Below are 27000 nucleotides of genomic sequence, written 5' to 3' on the forward strand. Positions count from 1 at the left end.
CTAAGTTGTACTGCTGGCCTGATTGCAAAAACGGATTTCCTGCGGATACGGAAACACATCATCTACCTTGCCATCGACTATGCGCTTCTTGCGGGCTTGCCAGTATTCGGCGGTCAGCAAGTCAGCATGATGCTTCATAAAATATTCTTTGACGTTTTTATTCCCCAGCAAGAAAGTGCCAAACTGCTCGGGGAAGACATCATTTTTGGCAATCGGGTACCAGGGCTCGGCGGACATCTCGTCTTCTTCATTGCGTGGCAAAGGTATCTTGCGGAAATTGCAGTCGGTGATGTATTCGATTTCATCATAGTCATAAAACACGACGCGACCATGACGGGTGACACCAAAGTTTTTATACAGCATGTCACCGGGGAAGATGTTCGCTGCCACCAGGTCCTTGATGGCACTGCCGTATTCTTTCAGACCATGCTCCATCGCAGCCATATCACCACCGCGCTCGGCTTCAGTCAGCCAGATGTTCAGCGGTGTCATACGGCGTTCTATATACAGATGCTTGATGACGACTTCATCATCATTCACTTCCAATAATGAAGGCGCATATTGTTTGATCTCGGCCAGCAATTCTTCAGAAAAACGTGAGCGCGGGAATGCCACATCCGAGTATTCCAGAGTATCGGCCATACGGCCTACGCGGTCATGGTTTTTCACCAGCAGGTATTTTTCCTTGATCAGGGCCTTGGTGGTTTCCTTGGGAGGCGGGAAACTGTCCTTGATCAGTTTGAATACATACGGGAAAGATGGCAATGCAAACACCAGCATCACCAGACCGCGTATGCCGGGTGCGGCTTCTATGCGGTCGGATGAATATTTTAGATGGTGCAAAAAATCGCGATAAAACAAATTCTTGCCATGTTTTTGCAGACCTATCATGGTGTAGATTTCACTGCGCGGCTTCTTGGGCAGGATGCTGCGTATGAATTGCACATAGGCCGATGGTACTTCCATATCGACCATGAAATAGGCGCGTGTAAATGAGAACAGCACCGTGATGAGCATGGTGTCAAAAATCACGGTATCGAGTACTAACTCACCCTTGCGCTTGTGCATGACAGGAATGACAAAGGGATATTCCTTATTGCCATTGATGCCCTTGCCTATGATGTAGGCAGACTTGTTGCGATAGAACAGACTGGCCAGTACTTGTATCTGGTGATTTGGCTCCAGCTTGGCGGGGCCAAAATTTTCACGCAGGCGTGCTTCTACCAAGGCCACATCACGGTCCAGGTCTTCAAACTTGGCATTCAGCTGAAAATTCGTGACGATGCGCTTGATGGTAAAACTCAGGCCATCGGTCGCCGGGTAATACACACGATAACTTGGTGGCGTATCTTCACTTTCCAGATACTCGGTCGAGGTTGCCGGGCGCACGAAAATAAAATCATTGTGATAGTAATTTCTGTGCAAAAGCTTGGTGCAAACGGTATTGAAAAACGTCTCAGCCAGCTCAGGGCGCAGATGATCGATCAGCATGCCCATGTAATGCAGTTTGACTTCGCGCCAGACTTCGTCGCTGAGGTCTTCTTCTGCGTATTCATCTTCCAGTGCCTGCACGCATTCGCGCACGCGGGTGTCGTAATAACCTATGCGTTCGCGTGCGGCGATTTGTGCGGCTTTCCAGTCACCCGTTTCAAATTGCTGCTTTGCTCTTTGACTACTGGCCCTGAACAAATGGTAATGCCTGTCAAAGCCATCAAGTATCGTCCTGGCGATATCGAAGGCGATTTGTGAAGACAGCAATTTGGGGAAATGGGTGTGGGGCATGGTTGGGGCTCACTCAGTCTTAACTACGGATTGGAACTGGTTTTTCCAAGCCTGTAGTTTATCCAAATCCACGGCGATGCCACCACAAACCACGATCAGTGGTTTTTTATACTCAGCCAATACCGGCAAGTTCTGATAAGCAACTGCCAAAGCTGCTCCGCAGGCCGGTTCCACAAGAGTGCGCATATCGTCGGCAAAAGCCAGGCACGCCAGCACAGCCTGGGCATCGCTGACGGTGACCGTATGAATAGTACGCTTGCGCGTCCAGTCAAATGCCTGCTGTGCAACACGTCTCGCGCCGAGGGTGCTGGCAATCGAGGTAATCGCCGGCAAAGTCACCAGTTCACCGGCCTGCACGGCTGCGTGCAGAGAAGCTGCGCCTTCAGTCTCTGAGGCGATGATGGGGATATGGCCGAGGCCATTGCGCTCCAGGCCGAGGGCGATGCCACTGAGCAAGCCACCACCACCGACGGAACAGATGACGACATCAAAGTCGAGCTTGCCCGCCACTTCATCTATCGTTGTGGCATTGCCGTCCCAGATATCAGCATGGTCAAACGGCGGGATATACACGGCACCCGGCTGCTCGCACAGGCGCAAAGCTTCCTGATTGGCTTCATCCCAGACGCTGCCCGCGACAATGACTGTCGCGCCGATTGCCCGTATTGCCGCTCGCACACTTTCATGCGTGGTTTGCGGCACGACGATGGTGGTTTGCAAACCCAGGGCCACGCCAGCAACAGCGGCAGCAAAACCGGCATTACCGCCAGAGGGGCAGACAAAGTGTTTAGCACCCTGCTCTGCCGCACGCTGGCACATCAGGCCGATGCCACGCAACTTGAAAGAACCGGAAGGCTGGTTGTTTTCCATTTTCAGCCAGACTTGTTTGTCCAAGCTGGCTGAAAGAGAACGGTGTTCCAGCAACGGTGTAGTGATATGCAAATGTGTCATGGTCAAATAGACTCAGTTTACAACAATCCCTGTTACTTGGTTTCTGCAAACAACTCACGGCCTATCAACATGCGGCGTATCTCGCTGGTACCAGCGCCTATCTCATACAGCTTGGCATCGCGCCACAGGCGACCGACCGGGTATTCATTGATATAGCCATTGCCACCTAGTGTCTGTATCGCTTCGCCAGCCATCCATGTGGCTTTTTCTGCCGAGTACAAAATCGCACCTGCAGCATCCTTGCGCAGGGCGCGCACTGCTTCTGGCGTCGTGGCGCGGTCGCAAGCCTGACCGACTGCATACACATAGGCCTTGCACGCCATCATGGTCGAATACATATCTGCCAGCTTGCCCTGCATCAATTGGAACTCACCGATAGGCTGGCCGAATTGCTTGCGGTCATGCACATAAGGAACTACCGCATCCATACAGGCTTGCATGATCCCCAGAGGGCCGCCCGACAAGACGGTACGCTCAAAATCCAGGCCAGACATCAGAACATTAACGCCCTTGCCCAAGCCACCGAGCACGTTTTCTGCCGGGACTTCGCAATCCTCGAATACCAGTTCACCCGTGTGGGAGCCGCGCATGCCGAGTTTGTCGAGCTTTTGCGCAATGCTGAAGCCTTTAAAACCTTTTTCTATGAGGAAGGCTGTCATGCCGCGTGGGCCAGCTTCCAGGTCGTTCTTTGCATACACGACCAGCGTGTCGGCATCAGGACCATTGGTGATCCACATCTTGGTGCCGTTCAGTACCCAGCGGTCACCCTTCCAGTCTGCGCGCAGCTTCATGCTGACCACGTCGGAACCAGCATTTGGCTCGGACATGGCGAGCGCGCCTATGTGTTCGCCGCTGATCAGTTTTGGCAGGTACTTGGCTTTTTGTTCTTCTGTACCATTGCGCTTGATCTGGTTCACGCACAGGTTGGAGTGGGCACCATACGACAGGCCGACTGAGGCAGAAGCACGGGAAATTTCTTCCATGGCAATGATATGGGCGAGATAGCCCATGTTGGCGCCACCGTATTCTTCGCTGACGGTCACACCCAGAATGCCCAGGTCACCCATCTTGCGCCACAAATCCATGGGGAACTGGTCGCTACGGTCTATCTCGGCGGCACGCGGGGCGATTTCTGCCTGGGCAAATTGCTGCACGGCTTCGCGCAAAGCGGCGATGTCTTCGCCGTGATCAAAAGTCAAACCTGGTAAATGCAGCATGTCGTCCTCACACTTTTATGAAATTAAAATTCACTGGCTTATGCTAACTTATGGTCAAGCATGCCAGCCTTGTTAAGCCTATAGCCTATATCTTTGATTCTGCCTTGGGTATCACAAACAAAGTCTGTTGCATGATGGCACAGAGTTTTTCCTGGCCCTTGTCCACCACAAACACTTCTGCACTGGATACCACCAGGGTTTTACCTGCCTTCAAGACTTTGCCACGGGCAATCAAAGTGTCGCCCTTGCCAGGTGCAACGATATTGATCTTGTATTCTGCAGTTAAGCACTCACTCACCGGCATCAATTGGGTATTCGCGGCATAGCCACCTGCCGCATCAGCTATAGTACCAATCACACCACCATGGAAATAGCCATGCTGCTGGCTGACTACCTCACTGAAAGGCAGGCTGATTTCACATGCGCCGGGGGTGATGCTGGTCAGGCGGGCATTCCAGGCCATTAATGCACCCTGGGCATTAAAGCTTTCCAGCAAGCTCAGGGCCAGTTTGTGATCCAGTGTCGCTGCACTTTGCTGCGTTGCCTGATTGCTCATAAAACCCCCAATAACCAAGGAAAAACCATCTCAGGCAAAAATAATACGTCTAATTGACGTTTACGTAAACGTCAATTCACTGGTTTGATGTTTTTCTACTGCAAGCTCAATATAAATCTTATCGAATTACTCATGCAGTCCATGGCAGTCCTGTTAAATAAGACCAGACTTATTTTTCTGCATGGTCCAGTTGCCCCAGCAAACTACGGCTTTTTTCTTCATGCGCACTGATTTCTGCCAGCATGATTTCTATGTCTTCGCGCTGTTGCTCCAGCGCCGCCCTGTGCCTGGCCAGCACCACCAGGAAACTCTGTAACTGTACTTCGGTATCCTTGGGAGAACGGTACATATCGACCAGGCTTTTGATGTCCGACAGGCTCAGGCCCAGTCGCTTGCCGCGCAGTGTCAGCTTCAGATGGGTGCGCTCCCGCGTTGTATAAACACGGTTGCGGCCGCCCGGCCCTTCACGTGTGGGGCTCAGCAAACCCTGGTCTTCATAGAATCGTATCGCCCTCGGGGTAATATCAAATTCGCGGGCAAGTTCGGTAATGGTATAGGTGGCCATGGTCAATCTGGTGAAAAAACACAGAAACAGTTTTCTGATTACAATCTGCACTTGATGCAGTTGACGTTAACGTCAAATAGTTTTAAATCGCATTGTAGGCTATTCCAGTCCTTCTGGAGTCATCCATAATGAGAAAACAGGCAGCAGATGGCAACACGCCCTGGCCACCACAATAACAACAGAGACGAGCATGAACTTACTGGAACAACAACTCCACTACCCTTTTGGCGAAACCTTGCCCGACACCGGCAAGACCATGGAAATCGCCCCCGGCGTGCTGTGGATACGCATGGGCCTGCCCTTTGCGCTGAACCATATCAACCTGTGGCTGCTGGAAGATGAACTGGAGACCTGCCAGGGCAAGGTCCGTGGCTGGACGGCAGTCGATTGCGGCATCGCCAGCGACGCCACCCGTGATGCCTGGGAGATTTTGTTCGGCGACCTCAACAACCATTTGCGTGGCCTGCCCATCATCCGCGTCATTGCCACCCACTGTCACCCCGACCATATAGGCCTGGCTGACTGGCTGTGCAGCCGCTGGAATGTACAGCTATGGATGACGGCAGGCGAATACGCCTTTGCCCGCATGATGTCGGCCAGCCTGCCGGGTGCGGACGGCACGGCCATGTTCCCGCACTTTCGCAAGCATGGCCTGGTTGATAGCGGCATGCAGGAACAGATACAGGAAAGAAAAACCCATTACACCAGACTGGTGCCGACTGTACCAACCGCCTACCACCGCATGCAAGAAGGTCTGGATGTCGTCATCAAGCAACGTCGCTGGCAGGTTATCGTTGGATTTGGCCATTCCCCCGAACATGCTTCGCTATATTGCGCAGAACTGAATATCCTGATTTCTGGTGATATGCTGTTGCCGCGCATCTCTACCAATGTATCGGTGTTTGCCATAGAGCCAGAAGCCAATCCCGTACAGCAGTACATGGATTCACTGCAAAAATACCTGCCACTGCCAGAAGACGTGCTGATCCTGCCTTCTCATGGCAAACCCTTCAAGGGCTTGCATACCCGCGTACAGCAATTGCAAGACCACCATGCCGAGCGACTGGAAGAGGTAAAGACGGCCTGTGCCACGCCACAATCAGCGATGGACATTGTCCCCATCATGTTCCGTCGCACACTCGATTCTCATCAACTGACTTTCGCGATAGGCGAAGCGCTGGCCCACTTGCACAAGCTCTGGTATGACGGTGTCTTGCGCAGGGAAACGGGGAATGATGGAGTCTTGCGCTTCGTCATCAATTAAGCGTCAAGAAATATCGCCCACGCCTACGCTCTCACACGTACTCACACGTACTCTGAGGCGATATTTTTATTGCTGCGGTATTCTACTGATCTGCACACTGACTATCTGCCACTTGCCATCGCGCTGTGCATAGATATCGATATAGCGGTAATGTGATTTGAAAGGTTTGCCCTCATAGCGGCCAGTCATCTTGGTGCGGCCACTGAGCAGGGCAACATTCCCGTACAGGCGTATTTCAAAATCCTCTACCTTGTAGGGATCAATTTCCAGCTTGTCTGATACCAGGCCATTGACGAAACTGGTCTTGGTTTCAAGATCGCCGTCGCCGTCTATCTGACGAAAGTCTTCTGCCATATTGGCTTCTATCGCTTCCTTGTCCTTGCGGACGATGGCGGCATCCCAGTCGTCAGACAGCTTTGTCAATTGCGCGACCAGGGCGACGTTTTTTGCATCAGTGGAGTCGGCTGCATGTGCAGGCAATAATCCCGGACTGGCAATGGCCAGCAATACACTGGCTGCTCCCAAATATTTTTTGAACATCCTCATCCTTTTTTATAAAGCACGGCCATCATAGTGATGCACGGGTATGGCTGCCAGGTCTATATCTTCCAGGCAGCGCAGATTGATGGCTGCCACCTTGTTGCCTTTGGGATCGACGCCCTCGGCATAAGGATGCATGCCGCAAGTAGGACAAAATTTATGCTGTATCACATGCTTGTTGAAGAGGTAGGTACTGGCGGCCTCTTCCGGCGTCAGCAAGTGCAAATTCGTGAATGGCACAAACCACAGCAGCGAACCCTTGCGCTGGCAGATGGAACAATTACAGGCCAGCCCGCTGTCTATTTCACCCTCTACTTCAAATGCGATTTTGCCGCAATGGCAGCTACCTTTATGCATGAATACACTCCCTCAGTGTCTAATGAATGATGATGTTCAGTTCAGTCTTGCACATCCTGCCAGTATTCACCGGGCCGGTAATTGCCGAAATACCAGAGATGCCCTTCAGGGTCGAGCACCATATAACCCCTGGCACCATAATCCTCGGTTTGCAGTGGCCGCACCAGCTTGGCACCGGCGGCAATTGCCCGTGCATGATGGGCGTCCGGGTCATCCACATAGACGCTGAGCGCCTGTGAAATGCCGGTCAAGGATCTGGGGCTGACATGATGCGTCTCGGCCTTGGGCGAAGCCACCATGATGACGCCTGTACCCAGACTCAATTCTGAATGTTCTACCCGGTTGCCCTCACCAGGCACCACGAAACGGGAGGTAAAACCAAAGGCCTTGACCAGCCAGTCTATGGCGGCAGGCGCATCATCATAAATCAGGCTGGGATGGATATCAGACGGGGTACGGTAAGACTCAGACATGACGCGTTCCTTTCAGGATGGAAACGACGGGGCCGGCAAGACTTACTTTATATACAAAAAGGCAAGCATATACAAGCCATTAAAGTCTATGCAGGCATGGCCGACTACATTTATTTTTGCGCATCTCGCTCACGGCAACTGAGTGTGGCGTAATCGGCTTTGGGCAGTTTATGCCTGATACCATAAGTCTTCAGGGTATCGAACACATCGGCATGCGGTTTGAAGGTACAGGCATTTTTCTCGGCAAAATCCTGCAGTGGACGAGTATCAGCTTCTACTTGCCGCACCAGGCCAAGGCCAGGGCTGACACAACAGCCTACATACTTATCCATGTATTCTTCTTCCAGCAAAATCAATGTATGCCCCATGAAGCTGGCTGGTTTTTGCAAGAGATAAAAATCAATGTAGTCGGCACGCTGCTGCGGCTTTTTACTGATGATCGCCGCTTGCTGGTAAGCCCGTATCACAGGCCTGGATTCGGCCTGCCTGTCTTGTCCATCAGCTCTGATTTTGAGGGCAAGTATGAGCTGGTTTTCCAGCCTGGCATCAGACGCCAGACTATTCGATGAGAATGCGCTCAGCAAAAAACCGGACAGCAGGAAATACAGAATTTTATTCATCATCAGGTCTAGCGCTTGATCAAACGGATTTCAAACAATTTAGGCCACAATTTACCCGTCACAAACAGCCTGTCTTTGGCGGCATCATAGGCGATGCCGTTGAGGACATCAGGGTTACCCATGATGCGGTCGCCCATGGAGAGCAAGCCGTTCAGATTGATCCAGCCTATGACCTTGCCGGTCTTGGGGTCAATACGGGCGATGTTATCGGTTTGCCAGATGTTAGCGAAAATCTCGCCCTTTACCCATTCAAGTTCATTTAACTGATCTATTGCCTTGCCATCTGCCGTGACCTTGATACGGTGGGTCTCACGCAAAGTGAGCGGGTCGAGGAAACGCAATTCTGAGGTGCCGTCGCTCATGATGATTTCTTTATCATTGCGGGCAATGCCCCAGCCCTCGCCTTTGTAGGCGAATTCTTTTTGGAAGGCGAAAGTGTCGAGATCAAGCACATAACCCGCCTGGTTAGTCCAGGTGATGCCTATAATGCGCTTGTCCCACCAGGTGATGCCCTCGCCAAAAATCTGTCTGGGCAAATCCATTTTTTGCAGGACTTCACCGGTTTCCAGCCTGACCTTGCGTACGGTAGAGCGACCTTGCAAACCCGTACTTTCATACAGGAAGCCATCCTTGATAAACAAGCCCTGGGTGAAGGCATTCGGGTCATGCGGGTAGGCATGTACCACCTCGTAGGTATAAGTTGGGATTGCCGATGCAGCCTGGGCACTTGCCACAGGCAAGAATACGGCGCTACTCAATAACAAGCCGGACAATACGCCTGAAAACAAGCTTGCCGATAATCCTGTCAATGTCCATTTACGCATGCAAATATCCCATCCTTGGCAGGCTGCATCATTGCAGCCTGGCTTGCTAAATTTTACCAAGCACCGTCATTAAAGACCGCTTTGGCATAGAAGGAGGAAAGAATAGATATTTTCGGCGAGCCTGTCACCTGAATTTACTTAGCGTGACAAATCTCTTGCCAGCAAAACTGGCTCAGGAAGGTTTTTCGAGTTGCTCATACACGGCATTGGAAATGCGTGCGAGTTCTGCTTTGCTGATACTGCCCGATAAGGCATAGCCAAACTTGCCATCGACCCAGTAAAACACATTGACCTTGCCATCTTGCAGGAATTTGAAACCAGTGTCCTTGTTTTGCACCTGATCATTGCTGACGTACAGGGTCAGGCGCTGGCCGGTCGCGTCCTGGTACATGAATTGCGCCACTGGGCCAGTGCCGCCCGGCAAAAGGCGGCCACCAACCAGCTCATACGATAGTTTGCCGAGCTTGGGTGCACGCATGGGGCTGCCCATGCGTTTGGACAGCCAGGCAACCAGTTGTTCTTCCTGCTCTGCCCCCACTTCTACCGGGCGGCGCACGTCAGGACTATATACGAGATGCGCCACCGCAGCCTGATGGGCAAAGCCTGCAGCGCCATGAACACCATTTTTTTGCACATCAGCCTGTGCCAGCACCGCGCTGGTATCACTACGTGCATGCAACCACCAGCCGCTACTGGCGCTGACGAAGGCAATCGCTATACCGGCTGCCAGATGGCGCCAGCCCCAGACAGGCTGGTTGGCCGCGGGAGTAGCTGGTCTCAGTATTGAACTGAGCCGGGCAGGCACAGGTTCATCAACAATAGGATCAAACAAGGCATGCAGGCCGGCATTCTGTTTGCGCCAGGCAGACACTTTTTCCTGCTCAGCCGGGTTCGCCTGCAGATAGCTTTCCACCTCCGCCACGCGGGCAACAGGCAGCTGGCCATCGACATAGGCATGCAAGTCTGCTTCGCTGACGGGCTCGTGTTTCATGATCTGGCCTTGTTCACTTGACGACTTTCAAGACTGTGCTGGTGGGGCGCATTTCCATAATGGCACGCAGTTTTTCACGGCCACGCGACAAGCGTGACATCACGGTTCCCAGCGGGATATTCAAAGTAAGGGCAATATCTTCGTAACGCATTTCTTCCAGCACGACCAGCAATAATACTTCGCGCTGCTCCAGTGGCAATTGCTGCAATGCTGCCTGCAGGTCGCGTAATTCCAGGCCATGACTCTGGCTGGCGGCCAGGGCGGGCAAGGATGCGTCTTCATCATCGAGCTCTACCGTAGTCAGCGATGGCTTGCGCAATTGATCCAGCCGCAGATTATGCATGATGCTGAATAACCAGGCCCGCATATCGCCATCCGGCAGGAATGAGCCCAGCTTCAGCCAGCCGCGTTCCATGGTGTCTTGCACCAGATCATCCGCGCCCGCCCTGTCACCCACCAGCGCACGCGCATAGCGACGCAGGCGGGGGATGCAAGCCAGTAACTGGCTGCGGCTATCCGACTGACTCATTTGTCAGACATTAAGTGGCTTGAAATTTATCGCACGGCACGCTTTATTCCTTGACCAGATGCCAGACATTTTTAAAGTTGTCACCAGTACGCTCACCGGCTTTTTTATCCGCCGCGTACAGGTACAGCGGCTTGCCGTCATACGCCAGTTGTGTGCTGCCATCATCGCGGGTGACGACAGAATATTTGCCGGATGGCAGCTTGGCGGGTACGGCAACTGGCGGCCAGTTTGTTGCGCATGGCCCATTGCAAGTGCTTTTGCCGCTACCGGCGACATCCTTGTCAAAGCTATACAAAGTCATGCCGGTATCACTGACGAGTATGCCATCTGCGACCTTGGGTGCGGACTGGGCTTGGGCAAAACCGGCGATGAATGTGGCACTGGTCAGCAGGGCAAGGCAAATTTGTCTGGTTTTCATCAAAAGGCTCCTGAAAATGTAAATGTAGTATAGGTGGCTAAACGAATGTCAGCAGCATTTGACGCGCAAACTGCTTACACAGGGATATACGTAAGCTGAGCAGCCTTTATTCCAGCAGTTTGAAAATTATTTTTTCAGGTGGTTTTGTGCAAGCACAAAGCAAAAACCCGCCAGATTAGTTGACGGGTTCCAGTGACTTTAGAACTTCAATAAAACTAGGCGGGTGCCCTGGTAGGGTCAGCCAGCATAGCCTGATAAAAAGGATCGGTTTGTGCTGCCAGATTAACCGCACCGGTAGTAGTAACAAATGCTGCATAAGGTGAAGCTGCGAGTGTCTGGTTACGCATTTTTATGTTTTTCTGGTTCCAGTCATTATTCTCTTTGCTTAATTTTTCATAAGCGACTTCATAGTTTTTCAGCTGATCACCCCACTCAGCCGAACCTTGCTCTGCCGTTGGGCGCTTGATCGAATTCACAGAATCCGGCCTTGGGTCAGTATTAAAGACCAGGTCTGCCGCCAGCAGATTGGGGCCACCGCCGGGATTGGATGGCGAGACAAAAGCCGATGGATTGGCCGGGTCATACACCCTGTAAGCGGCATGGGTAGGGTTGACTGCGGCAATGGTCGTGGTGGGTACGGCTGGCGGCGTGGCAGCAGGTTTACTTGCGGCAGCCGTGGTTTTGCTGCTGGCAGTTGTATCGCTGACGCTGGTTACTGCTGTTGAACTCGCTGACGCGCCAGTGACTGCTGCCACAGTGCTTGCCGCCGCAGGAGGCACAGCAGGCGGCGGCGCCTGCAATTGCTCGCGCAAGGCTGTCAGTGTCGCCTGTATTTGCGCTGCCAGGTCGGTGGTCTTGGTATCTGCACCAAGGTCAGCGGCTTTCTCCTTGATAGTACTCACCAGTTCAGCTTTGGTTTCTGGCTTGACTGCTGTTTGCAATGCCGCCTTGAACTTGTCGGCACTCTGTTCTGCATCAGCCAGTCTGGATTTGAACTTGCTTTGCAAAGCCTGCACATCACCAAAAATCGAATTTAAGTTTGAAATATCCTGCATACATCCTCCCGGGATTGGGGCTGCGCTTTATATGCGCTAACGCCCTTGCTTTTGCTGAGACGACTCAGCCTGATTTGATAAGCTAGAAAATATCAAACAAAGTGACTGGATGAAGCTCAAAAAAGAGGCAATTTCCAGCGCCAGTTCCAGCTTTGGAGCAAACCGGATATTTTCACAGGAAGACTAATGTAATTAAAATACACAACCAAGATGAATAAGAATGCTTTATTTAAGCTTAATAAATTAAAATAACCAGACAAATGTAGTTTAAATACATAAAAATAAGTTTTACCCATCAGGAGACAACATGAAAACCAAAGCCTTGGCACGTCTGTGCATTAGCTTGCTAGCCTTGCTACCTGTATTTGTACAGGCTCAGCCTGTCGTGCAACATGTAGAACCCGGTTTTTGGTGGGTGGGGATGAAGAGTGACAAGCTGCAAATCATGCTGCATGGCAAACAAATTGCCACCTACACAGCGCGCATCAATTATCCAGGCGTGCACATCAAGGGCGTGCGCAAGCTCAGCAACCCCAATTATCTGTTTCTGGATTTACAAATTTCGCCAGGCACCCACTCAGGTAAATTCAATATCAGCATGCAACATGAGGAGCAAAAATTTAGCATCCCCTATGAACTCAGGGCACGTGAGCCAGGATCCGCACAAAGGCTGGGATTTGGCCCGGCAGATGCAATCCTGAATCTTATGCCAGACCGCTTTGCCAATGGCGACACCAGCAATGACAGTCTGCCCGGCTTTGCCGACAAGCTGGACCGCAATGATGCCAGCGCTGGCCGCCATGGTGGCGACCTGAAAGGCATACGTGACCACCTGGATTACATTGCCGGCATGGGTTACACCATGCTCTGGCCTACACCAGTCGTAGAGAATAATCAGCAAGCTTATTCTTACCATGGCTATGCCGCCACCGATTATTACAAAGTCGATGCCCGCCTGGGCAGCAATAAAGAATATCTCCAGCTGGTAGCCGAAGCAAAAAAGAAAGGCATAGGTGTGATCCAGGATATCGTGCTGAATCACATAGGAGACGGCCACTGGTGGATGAAAGATTTGCCCGGCAAAGACTGGCTCAGCTATAACAGTGAATTTACACCGACCTACCATGCGCGCACCACGGTCAGTGACCCGTATGCGTCTGCCATCGATAAAAAGAATTACACCCAGGGCTGGTTTGAAGTGCATATGCCGGACATGAACCAGCGCAACCCGCTGGTGGCGAATTATCAGATACAAAATACCATCTGGTGGATAGAATATGCGGGGCTGGCGGGCATACGGGCAGATACCTATGGCTATTCTGACCCTGCCTTTTTAACAGAGTGGTCGCGCCGCGTCATGCAGGAATACCCGCAACTGACACTGGTAGGCGAAGAATGGTCAGATAATCCCAATCTGGTAGCGCATTGGTTGCGCGGGCACAAGAATGCGAATGGCTATGTCTCGCACATGCCCAGCATGATGGACTATCCCTTGCATGACACTTTGCGCAAGGCTCTGGTTGCACCAGAAAACCTGCATTCCGGCTTTGCCACTTTGTATGAAGCCCTGATCAATGACCAGCTCTACCCACAACCATCAGCGATGGTGCTGTTTGAGGGCAATCATGATGTCAGCCGCCTGTACAGCGCACTTGATGAAGACCTGGATTTATTCAAGATGGCGATCACCTATATCGCCACCATGCCGCGCACGCCACAGTTTTATTATGGCACCGAGATTTTAATGACCAGCACCAAACACAGGGATGACGGTGCATTCCGAAAAGACTTTCCCGGTGGCTGGACAGGTGATGCAGTAAATGCGTTCACCGGTGCAGGTCTGAATGCCAGACAACTGGAAGCACAAGCCTTTCTCAAAAAGCTGCTGAACTGGCGTAAGACCCAGAGCACTATCCACCAAGGCAAGCTCATGCACTTTGCACCGCAAGATGGCATCTATGTGTACTTCCGCTATGACCAGAAGCACAAAATCATGGTGGTGATGAACAAGAATGCGGCTGAGACAGAATTGGCGACAACACGCTTTGCAGAAATTTTGCCTGCAAACGCCAAGGCCAAAGATGTGATCACTGGACAGGAATTTGAACAGACGCAACAACTCAAAGTGCCTGCGCGTGGCGTCCTGCTGCTGGAAATTATGTAGGCTTGAACCGGCAAAACCGACGGCTTGATCGTCTTTATCAAGTCTGTTACCATCAATTTATGAAAAGCCACTTTGCATCCACGCTGAGCATTAAGACCACCATTATCGCAATGGTGGGTTAGCGCTTTTTCATTTTTTCGCAACCCGCCTACGAGGCGGGTGCATATAGCTTGATACCTGTCTCCTGGCCACTTTAAGGAGATTTACATGGCATCAAGTTTTAATCATCAAGATCATCAGGCTTCCGTTGCCAGTCCACCGCGACTGGCACGCTCTGCCTTGTCGCTCGAACATTACCCACATGGCATGCATGTAGGTGTCGTCGGCGCAACTGGCCTGGTCGGTGAATTCATGCTCAAGCTGCTGGAAGAGCGCAACTTCCCGGTCAGCTCATTGCGCCTGTTTGCGTCTGCGCGTTCTGCCGGAAAATCACTGAACTGGAAAGGCAGCCGGATCGCCGTTGAAGATGCAGCGACGGCTGATTATTCTGGCCTCGCTGTCGTGTTTTTTTCGGCAGGTGGAGATACCTCCTTGCGCCTGGCCCCGGTGGTCGCGGCTGCGGGTGCGCTGGTCATCGATAATTCCTCGGCATGGCGCATGGACCCTGCCGTGCCGCTGGTGGTGGCAGAAGTCAATCCGCATGATCTGGCAAATATCCCCAAGGGCATCATCGCAAACCCCAACTGTACGACCATGGCAGCCATGCCTGTGCTGAAACCCCTGCATGACAAAGCTGTGCTACGGCGTCTGGTCGTCAGCACTTATCAGGCCGTGTCGGGTGGTGGTGTTGCGGGCGTCGAAGAGCTGGCAAGTCAGATGCAAAAAGCAGGTGATGATTGCACCAGGCTGGTCAATGATGGTGAAGGCATAGACTTCCCCGCACCGAAGAAATGGCAGGTGCCGATTGCCTATAATGTCGTGCCCTACAACTATCAGGTTGTTGAAGACGGTTATACCGAAGAAGAAATCAAGTTGCGTAATGAAAGCCGCAAGATACTTGGTATCCCGGAATTGAGCGTCTCCTGCACCTGTGTGCGTGTGCCAGTCTTTACAGGACATTCACTGTCCATCAATGCAGAATTCGAAAAAAGCATCTCAGCAGATGCAGCGCTTGAGTTACTGAGCTGTGCTGCCGGTGTGGTCGTTACTGAAGTGCCCAATCCCTTGATGGCGACTGGCCGCGATCCTGTATTCGTTGGCCGGGTGCGCCCTGACCCTACGGTAGCACATGGCCTGGCGCTATTCGTCAGTGGCGACAATCTGCGCAAGGGTGCCGCCCTGAATGCAATACAGATAGCCGAAGTGATCTATGAACAAGGTTTGCGCAGCATGCACAAGTGAAAACCAGGGGCTTGATTTTGGTGTAGGCTAACTGGCTTTTGCATTGCCTGGATTATCGTGAACAAAGCCCCTGTCTCTACCTATCTGAAACTTGTCTGTGTCGCCCTGTTCTGGGGTGGCACTTTCATTGCCGGACGCCTGGTCGCCAAAGAGATACCGCACATGATTGCGGCCTTTATCCGTTTTGCTGTTGCCTGCGTTTTATTGTTATTGCTGGCCTGGCGTCTCGAAGGTGGCTTGCCCAAACTCAGCAAGCAGCAAATGCATGCGACCTTTGCACTCGGTGCGACCGGCATCTTCTCGTATAACCTGTGCTTTTTTGCAGCGCTGGAAAACATGCCCGCCGGGCGCACTGCCCTGTTTGTGGCATTGAACCCGATAGTCACCGCGCTGGCACTGGCGCTGCTATTTGGAGAAAGGCTCAGCAAACTACGCTGGCTGGGCATCATGGTGGCCTTTGCCGGTGCGGCAGTGGTGATTACCCGTGGTGACTTGATGAGTGCCATGCATGATTTATCGCAATCGCTGGGCAAGGGTGAGCTGTTCATGCTGGTGGCGATTTGTGGCTGGGCCGCCTACACCATCATAGGGCGTCACGCCCTGAAGGGACTGTCACCGATTGCAGCCACCACTTATGCGTCGCTATGGGGCCTGCTCTTGCTGGGTCTGGGTGCGTTACTGGAATTACCGCGCTTTGAACCCGCCCGCCTGAGCTGGCAAGTACTGGCTTCGCTGGTATATCTGGGGGCGTTTGGCACAGTCATCGGTTTTGTCTGGTACTACGAAGGCGTGAAAAGCATAGGCCCGGCACGCACGGCGGTGTTCAATAATCTGGTGCCGGTATTCGGTATCAGTCTCGGTGCGCTGATATTGGGTGAACCTATCTTACCTTCGATGATAGTCGGTGGCTTGCTGGTTATTGCCGGGGTGACTTTGACCAACAAAACCTGATACATACTATCCTGATAAAAAAACCGGCCTGGCATTTGCATGCAGGCCGGTTTTTTTGATGGGCGAGACTACGCCCAGGCTGGGATCTGGATCAGAACTTTTTCCAGAGTTTCAGGAAGTAAGAAGCACCACCCAGGCCAAACTGTACGCTGTCATAGTGGAAGCCGTTATCGGTTTCATTCGGGTCCTGACGAGTCGGTTTGACGTTGAATACATTGTTGCCGCCTATGGTCAGCTTGGTGGTGTCATTGAAGGCATAAGTCAAAGCCACGTCAGCCGAGGTTTTAGGCTCGTAATAGGCATTTGGTACACCAGCGGCTGTGCCTGAGAAAGTACCCAGGGTTTGTGAACCGTAATGGATGACCTTGAACTCGCCTGCCCATGGCCCCTGCTCATAATTGAAGGCCAGAGTGGCTTTCATTCTTGGGCCACCTTGCTCTATGAACAGGCGCTCACGTTCAGACAGCAAGACATCTTCATAGCCTTTCAAGGATGCCGGCGCCTGTACCTTAGTGACTTCCGTCTTGCTGTAGTTCAAACCCAGATAAGTCGATAATTTGCCTGCCCCCAGATTGGTTTTATGGGATGCCGTCAAATCCAGACCCTGGGTCTTGGTATTGATGGAATTCACAAAAAACTGTGCCTGACCTACACCCAGCGCTTGCAGCGTAGTACCCAGAGCTGGGTAATTGTCAGCATCAAAACGACCGGACAAGACGATGCGGTCAGCGATGTCAATGCGGTACAAGTCGGCTGTCATGGCAAATGCACTATTCGGTTTGAAAGTCAGGCCGAATGTGTAGTTTTTCGACGTTTCATCTTTCAGTTTGGGGATGCCTGCAGCATTCGCGACTGTGCCGCCATTTGGTGCCAGCACGACGTCCATAGGCTTGCCGCTGATGAAGTCGGTAAAGGTCGAAGAAAAATACACTTGTTGCAGTGATGGCGCGCGGAAGCCTGTGCTGATAGAGCCGCGCATCAGGACATCATCAGACACCTTGTAACTGCCTGCCAGTTTGCCGGTCAGGGTTGAACCAAAGTCACTATAACGCTCACCACGGACAGCTGTCTGCAGCTTGAAGAGTTTGGTGATATCGGTTTCTACATCAACATAAGCAGCGACACTGTTCCTGTTTTTGTCAGTACGGTCACCAGGCTGGAAGCCGGGGAAACCCTGGCTACCGGCATTGCCGCCAAAACCCAGGCCATCGACATCATTGTATGAACCTGGCTCACCGGGAGTGATCTTGTAGTTTTCACGACGGTATTCAGCACCGAAGGCAACGTTGACGCCATTCATGAAACCATCAAAGAAGCGGCTGAAGTCCAGATTGGTGGTCGCTTGGGAGAAAGAAAAACCACCGGCATCAAAACGACTAGGGCTGATACCCTTGCCACCGGCCAGCAAGTCCTTGTTGGCAATCGATGCATTGATGGTATTGCTGACGTTGTACTTCAGTTCATTGAAACCATAGGTCTGCGACAGGTCGGCACGCCATTCGCCGATATCCCATTTATAACCTACGGTGCCATAGATATCATTGATGTCGCCGTTGATGTAAGGCACGAAACCATTTGGATACATGGCAGCAGAATTGCGCGAAGGGATGTCATCAGAACCTATGCCACCGCGGGCAAACGCGGCAGAAGAAGCCTTGCGTTGTTGTGTACCCAGGGTGAAATACAGTTTGTCATTGCCGCCGTTGGGTACTTCACCATTCAAATAAACCGTAGGACCTGTGACCTTGGTGTCGCCAATAGTACGCGGGTTACCTGGGTCAGCACGATTCGAGCGGCCACGGTCGGTATATTCCACCGTGATGCCCAGTACGCCTTTTTCACCGAGGGCAATACCGCAGTAGGCAGATGGCAGGTAGTTTTTACCATCGCCGACAGAGTACTGGCTATAACCAAAACTGGCTTCGCAACCAAGGTTTTTCTTGAGGGTGATGTCCATGACACCGGCAATCGCATCAGAGCCATACTGGGCGGCCGCACCATCGCGCAAGACTTGTACATTGCTGATCGCCATGACGGGTATCGCATTCAAATCCGTACCGGTATTGCCACGGTTGCGGGCACCGAACAGGTTAACCAGCGATACCGTGTGGCGACGCTTGCCATTCACCAGCACCAAAGTTTGGTCTGAACCCAGTCCACGCAAGGCGGCAGAATCTACCAGATCGGCACCATCAGCACCGGTCTGGCGGGTGGAATTGAAGGAAGGCGAAATATTGGCCAAGGTCTGTGCCAGGTCAAACTGACCACCCTGCTCTGCTGCTTTGGATACCGAAATAAAATCGACAGGCAGCGGCGTATTGGTGGCGCTGGTATTGGCACGGCGCGAACCAACGATGGTCATGGTTTGTATGGCTGGGTCTGTGGCTTTTTCCGCTGCGGGAGCAGTTTGCGCACTCACCATGGCGGGAGTGAAAACAGTTGCTGCACTTGCACCATACAGGGCAAGTAAAATCGCTTTGCGCATCTTACTCATAACAAACTTCTCCAAGAATATATAGAAAACCTTAACTGGTATGCCCAGAAGTATGGTTGTCCAGATATTAGAGTGTCAATTATTGTGCTGTGCAGTGTGGCATTTTTGTGTAAATTGTATAGACGTATTTCGAATTTGGGGCGGATACGCAGAATTGCATAACCTTATTGCGCAGACAATTGCTTCAGGTATTGCAAACCAGCAATTGCCCTGCTGCCATACCATGACAGCATTTCACCATCAACCAGCTGCACAGGCAGGCCCAGTTGCTTCTCCAGCGCATCGACATGGCTTTCAGTAAAGCGGTAGGGTTCGGTAGAAAGCAAAACCCTGTCGATGGAATGTTGCATTGCACTAGCCCACTGAAAACCCGGGTAACGCAAAATGCTGTTTGGTGGCGACCAGGTTTGCCAGCCTATCAACGCCAGCATGGCGGCGATGTAGGTGTCGCGGCTGACTGTCATCCACGGGTCTTGCCAGATGCAATACACAACTTGCCGGGAGTCGGCTGTTGCATGGTCCAGGGCAGCATAGGCATCTTCAAACTGACTACACAATTCCTGCGCTCTTTCCTGGGCACCAAATATGCCGCCCAGCAATTGGTATAAGGCCAGATTATCGCGTGGCACCAGTGGATGGGTGACGATGACATGGGGAATGAATTTTGCCAGCGCTTCTAACGTGGGCTTTTCATTTTCATCAATATTGACGATGAGGTGGGTAGGCGCCAGCTTGCGGATTTTTTCTATATTCACATCCTTGGTGCCACCTATCTTGGGGATAGTTTGCACTACAGATTTCGGATGTATGCAAAAACCGGTGCGCCCAACCAGATAAGGCGACAGCCCCAGTTCGCAAACCAGTTCGGTGATGGAAGGCACCAGGCTGACGATGCGCGGCTCAGCCGCAGCCCCGGCATTGACTACGTAGGGCTGATGCACGGTACCTAGCGCATCAATCAACATGCTCACACCTGGTCGGCACGCGGTTTGCGGCGTGCCCGGGCAAAGACTGCGTCGTACAGCCAGTTCGGCAAGATGCGCATTATCTTGGCGACCACGCCCATTTGCCAGGGGATCACGCGGTAAGTATTGCCAGCATCAATGGTCCTTAGGGCAGAGGCACAAAAGGCCTTGACCGGCATCAGGAAAGGCATGGGGTAAGGGTTACCCTTGGTCATGGGCGTATCAATATAGCCCGGCGCAATCGTCACGACGCGTATGCCGCTATCGCGTAATTCTACCCGCAGCGATTCGCAATAACTGATGACCGCTGCCTTGGATGCGCAATACGCACCCGCCCCCGGCAAGCCACGTATGCCAGCGACGCTGCCTATCCCGACCAGACGGCAATCAACATTATGCGCATAAGTTTTCATGGCATTGATGAAAGGTGAAAAAGTCGCCACCGTTGCCATCAAATTGGTTTGCAGTACGCTGTCAAACACCTTGATGTCACCTGCATATTCGCTGAGCGTGCCAACTGAAATACCGGCATTGGCGATGACGATATTGACTTGCCCAACGGCTTGCATGAAATCATTGGCAGCCTTTGCCAGGGCCTCATGATCGGTGACATCCACCGCATAGATATGATGCTGGCCAGGATTAGGCAGGCTCTGCCGCAGTTCTTCCAGCACTTCCTGGCGGCGTGCCAGCAAGCCCAGGGTAACGCCTTGCTCAGCATACGCTCTGGCAAGCGCGGCACCTATGCCAGAAGATGCACCAGTGATGAAGACTGTTTTCATGATATCCAATGAAAAAGTCCGCCGGGATGGCGGACTATCTATAACTCTATTACTACTTATTTCTTTTTGGCTGCTGCCTTGGCTGAAGCCGCTGAACTGGCCGAAGTTGCAGAGCTGGCTGAGGCTGCAGTAGGTGCCGCGGCTGGTGCGCCACTCTTCTCTTTTTGTATCTTGGCGATCAGACTATCGAGCACCTGTATGACTGCGTGGTTCTGTATGTCTTCTGTCACCCTGGTCATGGTCGAGACGGCCAGCACAGGTGAAGTCACAAAGCGGCCATCAATGGCAATCGACGGTACACCGTCAATCTGGTAGGCATTTGCCAGTTGGGTGGCACGGCTGAGCTTGCTGGTGATAGAGAAAGAATTGTAGATATCGGAAAATTTTTGCTTGTCCAGGCCGGACTTGGCAACGAATTCCATGATGTTGGCATCTGTTTGCAAACGGTTGCGATCAACATGGAAAGCGTTGAAAGCTTTCATGTGGTATTCATCGGCCTTGCCCATGGCTTCCATGGTGAAGTAGAGTTTTTGCTGTGGCACCAGATCATGGAAATTCACGTGGATGCGCTTGAAGGAGATATTGTCGCCCTGCTTCTTCACCCATTCTGCCAGCAAAGGTTCCAGAGCATAGCAATGCGGGCAAAAATAGCCAAAGAATTCAATGACTTCAATTTTCTTGCCACTATCAACAGGTTGAGGGCGTTTCAAGACCTGATATTCAACACCAGGCTGCGGAGCAGTCGGGCTGGCATTGACGGCACCAACCACGAGAGACAGGCCAGCCAGCATGAACATGCGGCGTTTGATTTGACTGAAGAATTGCATCACGTTTCCTTTATTAATCGCTTTTTGTACGCTTATTGCACGCTCATTGCACGTTGATTACTTACTGGTCTGTTACTTGACTGTGCGAACCACGGCAACATCCACACTATTCTCTGACAAGCGGGCACGGGTACGGTTCATTGTTTCGAGTTGCGCATACGGGCCAAGACGAACATGGTACATGGTGCCGGCGTCTGAGTTTTTTTCCACGATACGAGCTTCAAAACCAATCAGTGCCAGTTTGGCTCGGCTGTTTTCTGCTGCCACCTGTTCCTTAAACGCACCAACCTGCAAAAAGTAAATATATTTTTCGTCAGCATTGTCCGCCTTGGCTGCAGCGGCAGCTTCTGCCCTCTCTGCTTTTTCGGCAGCTTTTTCTGCTGCCGTTTTTTCTGGCGGTTTGACTTCTACGGGTTTAACTGGAGGCGCTACTGTTTCTGCCGGTTTGCTGGCAGTCAGTTCCTTATTGGCTTCTTTGGCAGCATCCTTGTTGCCATACAGAGGCTTGTTAGGGTCCTGCAACTGCGTCAGGGGAATATCTGCCTTGTCCGATTTACCATTTTTATTGGTGAATGGCGTCGATGACTTGGTAATCACCATGGCCACGCCCACTGCAATAGCCAGACCGATTACCAGGCCGATGATGATGCCAGTCAGGGTACTGCCGCGCTGGCTATTTTTTTGTTTTGGGGCGTTCTGTTGAGATTTCATGCGTCTCCGACGTGTTTTGTTAGCTAGATGAGGCAATAAATTTACATTTGTGTTGGTGCTGAAACACCGATCAGTGCCAGACCATTGCGCAAGACCTGACGGGTTGCCAGTACCAGTGCCAGTCTGGCCAGCTTGATGGCTTCATCTTCAACCAGGACTTTTTCGGCAAAATAATAACTATGCAATTCGCCAGCCAGCTCGCGCAAGTAAAACGCCACCTGATGCGGGCCCAGTTCGTCGAGTGCTTTTTCCAGAACCTCTGGGTACTCTGCCAGCTTCGTCAGCAAACTGGCTTCACTTGGTGCTGTCAGCGGTGACAAATCAACGGAAGTCAACGCTGCATAGGCTGTTTCGTCAGTGGAGAATTGTTCCAGCATGCGACAAATCCGTGCATGAGCATATTGCACATAAAATACCGGGTTTTGTTCAGAGCGTGCCAGAGCGACATCGACATCGAACACGAATTCTGTATCCGCCTTGCGCGAAATCAGGAAAAAGCGCACGGCATCACGGCCACGCTGCTCATCGCCACCACCTGACCATTCGATCAGGTCGCGCACGGTCACATAAGAACCGGCACGTTTGGAGATCTTGACCTCGGCACCATCCTTCATGACGGTAACCATCTTATGCAGGATGTAGTCGGGATAGCCTTGCGGTATGCCTACATTCAAAGCCTGCAGGCCGCCACGTACCCGGGCTATGGTGCCATGATGGTCACTGCCCTGGATATTGATGGCCTTGCGGTAACCACGTTCCCATTTGGTGACGTGATAGGCCACATCCGGCACGAAATAGGTGTAAGTACCATCTGACTTTTTCATGACGCGGTCTTTGTCGTCACCATAGTCAGTCGTACGCAGCCACAGCGCGCCCTCCTGCTCATAGGTTTTGCCTGCTGCCTTCAGGGCGGCAACCGTTGTCTCGACCTTGTTGTCTTTGTACAGCGAAGACTCAAGATAGTAATTATTGAATTTGACGCCAAAGGCCAGCAAGTCTGCATCCTGCTCACGGCGCAGATAGGTCACGCTGAAATGCCGTATGGATTCAATATCATCGACATCACCACTGGCTGTGACAGGTGCACAATCACCGGCAGAAACGGTTTGTTTCGCCAGGAAATCCCTGGCGATATCGGCGATGTAGTCGCCGTTATAGGCAGACTCTGGCCAGCCAGCTTCGCCGGGCGCAAAACCCTTGGCACGCGCCTGTACGGACAGGGCCAGATTATTGATCTGCACACCAGCATCGTTATAGTAAAACTCGCGGCTGACATCGTAGCCTTGCGCATCCATCAAGGCAGACAGAGCATCGCCCAGAGCACCCTGGCGGCCATGGCCTACATGCAGAGGGCCAGTAGGGTTGGCAGAAACAAATTCAACCACCACTTTTTCGCCAGCACCACGCTGGCTTTTGCCGAATTCTGCGCCTTTTTGCAAAACTGTCGTGACCACTGCCTGCTTGGCCGCAGCAGCAAGACGGATATTGATAAAGCCAGGACCAGCGATTTCCACACTGGCAACCAGCGGACTATCTTGTGCTTCTACTGCTGCAACGATGGCCTGTGCCAGTTCGCGCGGATTCTTGTGCAGCGGCTTGGCGATCTGCATGGCGATATTGCAAGCTGCATCACCATGGGAAGGATCACGCGGGCGCTCCAGTGCTATCGTGGGCTTGAGCTCGGAACCGACCAAGATAGGTTCAACCGCATTCTGGAATAGTTTCAGTAATTCTTGTTTTTGTTCAGCTAGCATGGCACGCAATTTTTATTGTATTTTGACAATAAATAAAATAAGGACAGGGGACATTATACTGTCTCACCCTGCCCCTGTCTGAGATGCCGCAAGCGAATCTTGCATCTTCTTGTTACGAATTACTACTCATCCTCCTGCTTTTGCCACCCGATTGCGTTTTAAACCGTAGCAGAGCCGGTAAATACTGTGCTGGAAGACATTGCTTGTTTGTACATGATCAGGACACGCAGCATTTTGCCAAGGAACAAACCGTTGAACAGGCCAAACAAGGCAGTGCTGATAACGGCGAACAACATGTTGCTGTGCAGGGCAGGATTCACGTGCAAAGCCACATTGACAACATACTTCATGACAAAGATGGACATCATCATGACCAGCGGGCCCCAGCTACCACGGTAAAACACCGTACCCTTGTCAGCCAGGATGCGGACGTTTTTGTCGCTGACCATATTCCAGGATACTACAGCACCTGCTGTCATGGTTACCAGCCACGCTGCCAGCACCACAGGATCAGCGCCGAAACCGGACAGTATGCCTTGTACAGACAAGGCCAGCATGACCAGGGGAATGATGACCACTGCCCTGACTGTCAGTTCGCGATCGACGCTTGCCTTGATGCCGCGAAATGCCAGAAAGCCCAGAATTGCCCATACATACATTGGTGTGCCGCTGATGATTTGGTTCAACATGATGATCTCCTTGAATACTGTTTAGTAGGGTTTAGCGTTATTTCGCCGGTTTGTTTTGCTGCGATGTAAGAAGTATTGCAAAGCTGATCTGCTATGTATGCCAGAAAGCGACGAAGCGTTGGTTCTTGCCGCGAAAGAGGTGTTTTTGGTCGTGAGTGGCCCAGCGCAGACGTGTAGAATGCTAGGTTTTCTTCGTCTGGATACGCTATGTGGTTCAAGAATCTGCAAGTTTTTCGTCTGACAACTCCCTGGAAGATCACTGCCGAGGAGTTGCATGCCCAATTGTCACGCATTGCGTTTTCACAATGCGCCTCGAACGAGATGCAAAGCCAGGGCTGGGCATCGCCTCGCAATAATGACCAACTGGTACATAGCGTCAATCAACAATTCCTGATTTCGCTGGCAACAGAAAAAAAACTGCTGCCATCCAGTGTCATTAACCAGGTCACCAAGGCCCGAGCGCTGGAAATAGAAGAAGAACAAGGCTTTGCACCTGGCCGCAAGGCCATGAAAGACCTGAAAGAACGCATCACTGAAGAATTGCTGCCACGCGCCTTTGGCGTCAAGCGCAATACCAATGTGTGGATAGACCCTGTGAACCGCTGGCTAGTCATCGACGCTTCCAGCCCATCCAAGGCCGACGAGGTCATCAAGCTCTTGCTGAAGTGCTGCGACAAGCTGCCACTGGAAGGTTTGCGTACCAAGACTTCTCCACAGGCAGCCATGACAGGCTGGTTGGCCGGCAATGAAGCCCCGAAGGGCTTCACCATAGACCAGGATACTGAACTGAAGTCTTCTACCGAAGACAAGGCCACCGTACGCTATGTACGCTACACACTGGAACCGGATGATATCCAAAAACATATTACCGCTGGCAAACAATGCACCAAGCTGGCCCTGACCTGGGATGACAAAGTCAGCTTTGTCCTGACCGACACATTGACAATCAAGCGCATCAAACCGCTCGATGTGCTTGATGAAAGCAAGGACAAGGGTAGTAATGAAGAAGAACGCTTTGATGCAGACTTTGTGCTGATGACTGCCGAGCTGGCCAGTTTGCTCAGCGATGTGGTGTTTGCGCTGGATGGTGAGATGGATAGCGCGCAAGCTGCTTGATGAGTTGACGCTTCTTGCCCTACAAAACCCCCGCTCAGGTAATTGGGCGGGGGTTTTGTTTTGTGCGCAGCATTAATGACGCACTTTAAGAGTTCTCAACGCAGAGGCAGATAGGAAGGACGAGCAGCCTTCGTTACACAAGTGAACGGAAATTGAACGATATATGCTCTAGCCTCTACTCTGTTGTTTAGATCTATTTTATTTCCAGGTCGCAGTGCTTCCTTGCCATAGTAAAGTGTGCCTGGTACACCGTTTCTTCATTGCTGAACCACTAGCTTACTCACCGCACGGCATATCAAGCAACGACGGTGGGCAACAGCCTGCGCTGAAGCGACGGGGTTGAGGCTAGCTTTCTTATAACCTGGGCCTCGGGCTGCCAGCCTTCTCAGGGCTATCGATGAATTGTTGGGGAAATTCAAGCCCTTGTATTCGCATGCAGGTATTTCAACCGTAAATTTAATGTCGTCGCTCCTGCGCAGGCAGGAGGCTAGCGGGCTGGTGTTTACAGTGGCATTCGTGGATCAAGGTAGATGCTAGCCTGGATTACAGGAAAACGCGGACGAAAAAAAAGACAAGCATCGCTTGTCTTTTTTCTTTATAACTGGCGGAGCGGACGGGGCTCGAACCCGCGACCCCCGGCGTGACAGGCCGGTATTCTAACCAACTGAACTACCACTCCGAAACTACTTAACCGTTCTTGCTGTTTATCTGTGGTGGGTGCTGAGAGGCTCGAACTCCCGACCTACGCCTTGTAAGGGCGCCGCTCTACCAACTGAGCTAAGCACCCATATTCTTGCCTAGTCAGATAAACTTGATGTGTGTCACCACATCAACAGAAGCAAAATTATACTTCATCTTTATGCTTCTTGTCTAGTCTTTTTCCTGGCTATTTCACTAAAATCTGCGAAACCGCTTACAAAATCGACTATTCTCACTTAAAAGCAAAACCCCCACTCAAATAAATGAGCGGGGGTCTGCGGAATAAAAGCCTGACGATAACCTACTTTCACACTGGTTGCAGCACTATCATTGGCGCGTAATCGTTTCACGGTCCTGTTCGGGAT

At 51.9% G+C, this 27000-nt stretch carries 26 protein-coding genes and 2 tRNA genes; 5 read left to right on the top strand and 23 right to left on the bottom strand.

What is annotated here, in order from left to right:
- From aceK to ACO0LN_RS20575, 5 genes are all read right to left on the bottom strand, one after another.
- The gene (gene aceK, locus ACO0LN_RS20555; RefSeq protein WP_422976972.1) at positions 1-1782 is read right to left on the bottom strand and encodes a bifunctional isocitrate dehydrogenase kinase/phosphatase; all 1782 of its coding nucleotides are present in this window, start codon (positions 1780-1782) and stop codon (positions 1-3) included.
- A 9-nt stretch (positions 1783-1791) separates the two neighbouring features.
- On the bottom strand, positions 1792-2733 hold the full coding sequence (locus ACO0LN_RS20560) for a pyridoxal-phosphate dependent enzyme (RefSeq protein WP_422976974.1): 942 nt from the start codon (positions 2731-2733) through the stop codon (positions 1792-1794).
- A gap of 32 nt (positions 2734-2765) precedes the next feature.
- On the bottom strand, positions 2766-3950 hold the full coding sequence (locus tag ACO0LN_RS20565) for an isovaleryl-CoA dehydrogenase (protein WP_110257510.1): 1185 nt from the start codon (positions 3948-3950) through the stop codon (positions 2766-2768).
- Positions 3951-4035: 85 nt separating this feature from the next.
- Positions 4036-4506, bottom strand: coding sequence for a PaaI family thioesterase (locus tag ACO0LN_RS20570; RefSeq protein WP_422976976.1), 471 nt, complete (start codon positions 4504-4506; stop codon positions 4036-4038).
- Between the two features lie 169 nt (positions 4507-4675).
- Entirely contained in the window at positions 4676-5071 is a 396-nt protein-coding gene (locus ACO0LN_RS20575) for a MerR family transcriptional regulator (protein ID WP_186955959.1), read from the bottom strand.
- 190 nt (positions 5072-5261) lie between these two features.
- Here ACO0LN_RS20575 and ACO0LN_RS20580 point away from each other — a divergent pair, with 190 nt between their 5' ends.
- Positions 5262-6335, top strand: a complete 1074-nt coding sequence (locus ACO0LN_RS20580) for an MBL fold metallo-hydrolase (protein ID WP_422976978.1) — start codon at positions 5262-5264, stop codon at positions 6333-6335.
- Positions 6336-6401: 66 nt separating this feature from the next.
- On the opposite strand, the gene ACO0LN_RS20585 is transcribed toward ACO0LN_RS20580, so the two are convergent.
- From ACO0LN_RS20585 to ACO0LN_RS20625, 9 genes are all read right to left on the bottom strand, one after another.
- Complete coding sequence (locus tag ACO0LN_RS20585) at positions 6402-6875, bottom strand: nuclear transport factor 2 family protein (protein ID WP_422976980.1); 474 nt, start codon at positions 6873-6875, stop codon at positions 6402-6404.
- A gap of 12 nt (positions 6876-6887) precedes the next feature.
- The gene (locus ACO0LN_RS20590) at positions 6888-7232 is read right to left on the bottom strand and encodes a GFA family protein (protein WP_162061295.1); all 345 of its coding nucleotides are present in this window, start codon (positions 7230-7232) and stop codon (positions 6888-6890) included.
- Positions 7233-7273: 41 nt separating this feature from the next.
- Positions 7274-7705, bottom strand: coding sequence for a VOC family protein (locus ACO0LN_RS20595; RefSeq protein WP_422976982.1), 432 nt, complete (start codon positions 7703-7705; stop codon positions 7274-7276).
- A gap of 110 nt (positions 7706-7815) precedes the next feature.
- Positions 7816-8325, bottom strand: a complete 510-nt coding sequence (locus ACO0LN_RS20600) for a hypothetical protein (RefSeq protein ID WP_422976984.1) — start codon at positions 8323-8325, stop codon at positions 7816-7818.
- 8 nt (positions 8326-8333) lie between these two features.
- Entirely contained in the window at positions 8334-9149 is an 816-nt protein-coding gene (locus ACO0LN_RS20605; RefSeq protein WP_422976986.1) for a glutaminyl-peptide cyclotransferase, read from the bottom strand.
- Between the two features lie 172 nt (positions 9150-9321).
- Positions 9322-10140, bottom strand: coding sequence for an anti-sigma factor family protein (locus tag ACO0LN_RS20610; RefSeq protein WP_422976988.1), 819 nt, complete (start codon positions 10138-10140; stop codon positions 9322-9324).
- A 13-nt stretch (positions 10141-10153) separates the two neighbouring features.
- Entirely contained in the window at positions 10154-10669 is a 516-nt protein-coding gene (locus ACO0LN_RS20615; RefSeq protein ID WP_422976990.1) for an RNA polymerase sigma factor, read from the bottom strand.
- A 43-nt stretch (positions 10670-10712) separates the two neighbouring features.
- The gene (locus ACO0LN_RS20620) at positions 10713-11087 is read right to left on the bottom strand and encodes a hypothetical protein (RefSeq protein ID WP_422976992.1); all 375 of its coding nucleotides are present in this window, start codon (positions 11085-11087) and stop codon (positions 10713-10715) included.
- Positions 11088-11302: 215 nt separating this feature from the next.
- A complete protein-coding gene (locus ACO0LN_RS20625) occupies positions 11303-12142 on the bottom strand; it encodes a hypothetical protein (RefSeq protein ID WP_422976994.1) in 840 nt (279 codons plus the stop codon).
- Between the two features lie 307 nt (positions 12143-12449).
- Here ACO0LN_RS20625 and ACO0LN_RS20630 point away from each other — a divergent pair, with 307 nt between their 5' ends.
- The 3 genes from ACO0LN_RS20630 (at position 12450) to ACO0LN_RS20640 (ending at position 16598) form a co-directional block, all read left to right on the top strand.
- Positions 12450-14306 carry a glycoside hydrolase family 13 protein gene (locus ACO0LN_RS20630; RefSeq protein WP_422976996.1) on the top strand — a complete coding sequence of 619 codons (1857 nt, stop codon included), beginning with the start codon at positions 12450-12452 and terminating at the stop codon, positions 14304-14306.
- A gap of 207 nt (positions 14307-14513) precedes the next feature.
- The gene (locus ACO0LN_RS20635; RefSeq protein WP_422976998.1) at positions 14514-15647 is read left to right on the top strand and encodes an aspartate-semialdehyde dehydrogenase; all 1134 of its coding nucleotides are present in this window, start codon (positions 14514-14516) and stop codon (positions 15645-15647) included.
- 57 nt (positions 15648-15704) lie between these two features.
- Positions 15705-16598: a DMT family transporter gene (locus tag ACO0LN_RS20640; RefSeq protein ID WP_422977000.1), complete on the top strand. Its 894-nt coding sequence runs from the start codon at positions 15705-15707 to the stop codon at positions 16596-16598.
- 91 nt (positions 16599-16689) lie between these two features.
- On the opposite strand, the gene ACO0LN_RS20645 is transcribed toward ACO0LN_RS20640, so the two are convergent.
- The 7 genes from ACO0LN_RS20645 to ACO0LN_RS20675 form a co-directional block, all read right to left on the bottom strand.
- Positions 16690-19092: a TonB-dependent receptor plug domain-containing protein gene (locus ACO0LN_RS20645; RefSeq protein WP_422977002.1), complete on the bottom strand. Its 2403-nt coding sequence runs from the start codon at positions 19090-19092 to the stop codon at positions 16690-16692.
- Between the two features lie 164 nt (positions 19093-19256).
- Positions 19257-20057: a helical backbone metal receptor gene (locus ACO0LN_RS20650; RefSeq protein WP_422977004.1), complete on the bottom strand. Its 801-nt coding sequence runs from the start codon at positions 20055-20057 to the stop codon at positions 19257-19259.
- Positions 20058-20059: 2 nt separating this feature from the next.
- Positions 20060-20839: an SDR family oxidoreductase gene (locus ACO0LN_RS20655; protein WP_422977006.1), complete on the bottom strand. Its 780-nt coding sequence runs from the start codon at positions 20837-20839 to the stop codon at positions 20060-20062.
- Between the two features lie 56 nt (positions 20840-20895).
- Entirely contained in the window at positions 20896-21666 is a 771-nt protein-coding gene (locus tag ACO0LN_RS20660; protein ID WP_422977008.1) for a thiol:disulfide interchange protein DsbA/DsbL, read from the bottom strand.
- A 72-nt stretch (positions 21667-21738) separates the two neighbouring features.
- Positions 21739-22377, bottom strand: a complete 639-nt coding sequence (locus tag ACO0LN_RS20665) for an SPOR domain-containing protein (protein WP_422952044.1) — start codon at positions 22375-22377, stop codon at positions 21739-21741.
- 41 nt (positions 22378-22418) lie between these two features.
- Positions 22419-24131 (bottom strand): arginine--tRNA ligase, encoded by a 1713-nt coding sequence (argS, locus tag ACO0LN_RS20670; protein ID WP_422977010.1) that lies wholly within the window; start codon positions 24129-24131, stop codon positions 22419-22421.
- A 158-nt stretch (positions 24132-24289) separates the two neighbouring features.
- On the bottom strand, positions 24290-24820 hold the full coding sequence (locus ACO0LN_RS20675; protein WP_422977012.1) for a DUF6622 family protein: 531 nt from the start codon (positions 24818-24820) through the stop codon (positions 24290-24292).
- A 207-nt stretch (positions 24821-25027) separates the two neighbouring features.
- On the opposite strand from ACO0LN_RS20675, the gene ACO0LN_RS20680 reads away from it, so the two are divergent.
- On the top strand, positions 25028-25936 hold the full coding sequence (locus tag ACO0LN_RS20680; protein ID WP_162061312.1) for a recombination-associated protein RdgC: 909 nt from the start codon (positions 25028-25030) through the stop codon (positions 25934-25936).
- A gap of 602 nt (positions 25937-26538) precedes the next feature.
- Here ACO0LN_RS20680 and ACO0LN_RS20685 read toward each other — a convergent pair.
- A tRNA-Asp gene (locus tag ACO0LN_RS20685) sits at positions 26539-26615 on the bottom strand.
- A 32-nt stretch (positions 26616-26647) separates the two neighbouring features.
- Positions 26648-26723: transfer RNA gene (locus ACO0LN_RS20690), tRNA-Val, on the bottom strand.
- Positions 26724-27000: the final 277 nt, after the last annotated feature.

The sequence above is a fragment of the Undibacterium sp. TC9W genome (assembly GCF_049339865.1).
GTDB lineage: Bacteria > Pseudomonadota > Gammaproteobacteria > Burkholderiales > Burkholderiaceae_D > Undibacterium.